Raw genomic sequence first — 2,758 nt, 5'->3', positions numbered from 1 at the left:
AAACAACGGATATAGGCGCCTGCCTCTCATAGTTCTTGTGACGTAGCGTGCACTTGGATCTATCGACATGTCATGTCGGCCAAGGCAACTTGAGGTTATATGGTCAAGCCACACGGATCATTAGTATCAGTTAGCTCAATACATTGCTGTACTTACACACCTGACCTATCAACCACATAGTCTATATGGTTCCTTCAGGGGGCTTGTGCCCCGGGAGATCTCATCTTGAGGCGCGCTTCCCGCTTAGATGCTTTCAGCGGTTATCGCTTCCGAACATAGCTACCCGGCAATGCCACTGGCGTGACAACCGGAACACCAGAGGTTCGTCCACTCCGGTCCTCTCGTACTAGGAGCAGCCCCTCTCAAATCTCCAACGCCCATGGCAGATAGGGACCGAACTGTCTCACGACGTTCTGAACCCAGCTCGCGTACCACTTTAAATGGCGAACAGCCATACCCTTGGGACCGACTACAGCCCCAGGATGTGATGAGCCGACATCGAGGTGCCAAACACCGCCGTCGATATGAACTCTTGGGCGGTATCAGCCTGTTATCCCCGGAGTACCTTTTATCCGTTGAGCGATGGCCCTTCCATACAGAACCACCGGATCACTAAGTCCTAGTTTCCTACCTGCTTGATCCGTCGATCTTGCAGTCAAGCACGCTTATGCCTTTGCACACAGTGCGCGATGTCCGACCGCGCTGAGCGTACCTTCGAGCTCCTCCGTTACTCTTTAGGAGGAGACCGCCCCAGTCAAACTACCCACCATACACGGTCCCCGACCCAGATAATGGGCCCAGGTTAGAACGTCAAGCACGACAGGGTGGTATTTCAAGGATGGCTCCACTGCAGCTAGCGCCACAGTTTCATAGCCTCCCACCTATCCTACACAGACGAACTCAACGTTCAGTGTAAAGCTATAGTAAAGGTTCACGGGGTCTTTCCGTCTTGCCACGGGAACGCTGCATCTTCACAGCGATTTCAATTTCACTGAGTCTCGGGTGGAGACAGCGCCGCTGTCGTTACGCCATTCGTGCAGGTCGGAACTTACCCGACAAGGAATTTCGCTACCTTAGGACCGTTATAGTTACGGCCGCCGTTTACTGGGGCTTCGATCAAGAGCTTCGCCTTGCGGCTGACCCCATCAATTAACCTTCCAGCACCGGGCAGGCGTCACACCCTATACGTCCACTTTCGTGTTTGCAGAGTGCTGTGTTTTTGATAAACAGTCGCAGCGGCCTGGTTACTGCGGCCCTCTTCAGCTATAGCTCGCATGAGCCACCAAAAAGGGCGCACCTTCTCCCGAAGTTACGGTGCCATGTTGCCTAGTTCCTTCACCCGAGTTCTCTCAAGCGCCTGAGAATTCTCATCCTACCCACCTGTGTCGGTTTACGGTACGGTCTGCGTAAGCTGAAGCTTAGGAGCTTTTCCTGGAAGCGTGGTATCAGTGACTTCGTCTTAAAGACTCGTCTCGGTGCTCGGTCTTAAAGGATCCCGGATTTGCCAAAGATCCAAACCTACCGCCTTTCCCCCGGACAACCAACGCCGGGTACACCTAACCTTCTCCGTCCCTCCATCGCACTTACGCGAGGTGCAGGAATATTAACCTGCTTCCCATCGACTACGACTTTCGTCCTCGCCTTAGGGGCCGACTCACCCTGCGCCGATTAACGTTGCGCAAGGAAACCTTGGGCTTTCGGCGTGCGGGTTTTTCACCCGCATTATCGTTACTCATGTCAGCATTCGCACTTCCGATACCTCCAGCAGACTTCTCAATCCACCTTCAACGGCTTACGGAACGCTCCTCTACCGCGTACATATAAATATGCACACCCCAAGCTTCGGTTCACTGCTTAGCCCCGTTAAATCTTCCCCGCAGACCGACTCGACCAGTGAGCTATTACGCTTTCTTTAAAGGGTGGCTGCTTCTAAGCCAACCTCCTGGCTGTCTGTGCCTTTCCACATGGTTTTCCACTTAGCAGTGAATTTGGGACCTTAGCTGTGGGTCTGGGTTGTTTCCCTTTTCACGACGGACGTTAGCACCCGCCGTGTGTCTCCCATACAGTCCGTCTCGGTATTCGGAGTTTGCAATGGTTTGGTAAGTCGCGATGACCCCCTAGCCATAACAGTGCTCTACCCCCGAGAGGATACATATGAGGCGCTACCTAAATAGCTTTCGAGGAGAACCAGCTATCTCCGGGTTCGATTAGCTTTTCACTCCTAATCACAGCTCATCCCCGTCTTTTGCAACAGACGTGGGTTCGGGCCTCCAGTACCTGTTACGGCACCTTCACCCTGGCCATGACTAGATCACCCGGTTTCGGGTCTACTGCCCGCGACTATGCGCCCTTATCAGACTCGGTTTCCCTTCGCCTCCCCTATACGGTTAAGCTTGCCACGAACAGTAAGTCGCTGACCCATTATACAAAAGGTACGCAGTCACTCTTTCGAGCTCCTACTGCTTGTACGCACACGGTTTCAGGATCTATTTCACTCCCCTCTCCGGGGTTCTTTTCGCCTTTCCCTCACGGTACTGGTTCACTATCGGTCGGTCAGTAGTATTTAGCCTTGGAGGATGGTCCCCCCATGTTCAGACAGGGTTTCACGTGCCCCGCCCTACTCGTCTTCACTGGAGTGGCCCTTTTAAATACAGGGCTATCACCTTCTATGGCCAGCCGTTCCAGGCTGTTTTTCTAGAACCATTCCAGCTTAAGGGCTAGTCCCCGTTCGCTCGTCGCTACTCAGGGAATCTCGGTT

Annotated in this window: 1 rRNA gene (only partly in view); it reads right to left on the bottom strand. The window is 53.4% G+C overall.

Features of this window, described 5'->3' with window-relative positions:
• Nucleotides 1–99 precede the first annotated feature (99 nt).
• Nucleotides 100–2,758 (bottom strand): 23S ribosomal RNA (locus tag ACPEH8_RS19345) (it continues 220 nt past the right edge of the window).

The organism is Stenotrophomonas sp. NPDC077461 (genome assembly GCF_049545475.1).
In the GTDB taxonomy this organism is placed as follows: Bacteria; Pseudomonadota; Gammaproteobacteria; order Xanthomonadales; family Xanthomonadaceae; genus Stenotrophomonas; species Stenotrophomonas nematodicola.
This window is presented reverse-complemented; position numbering and strand designations above follow the sequence as displayed.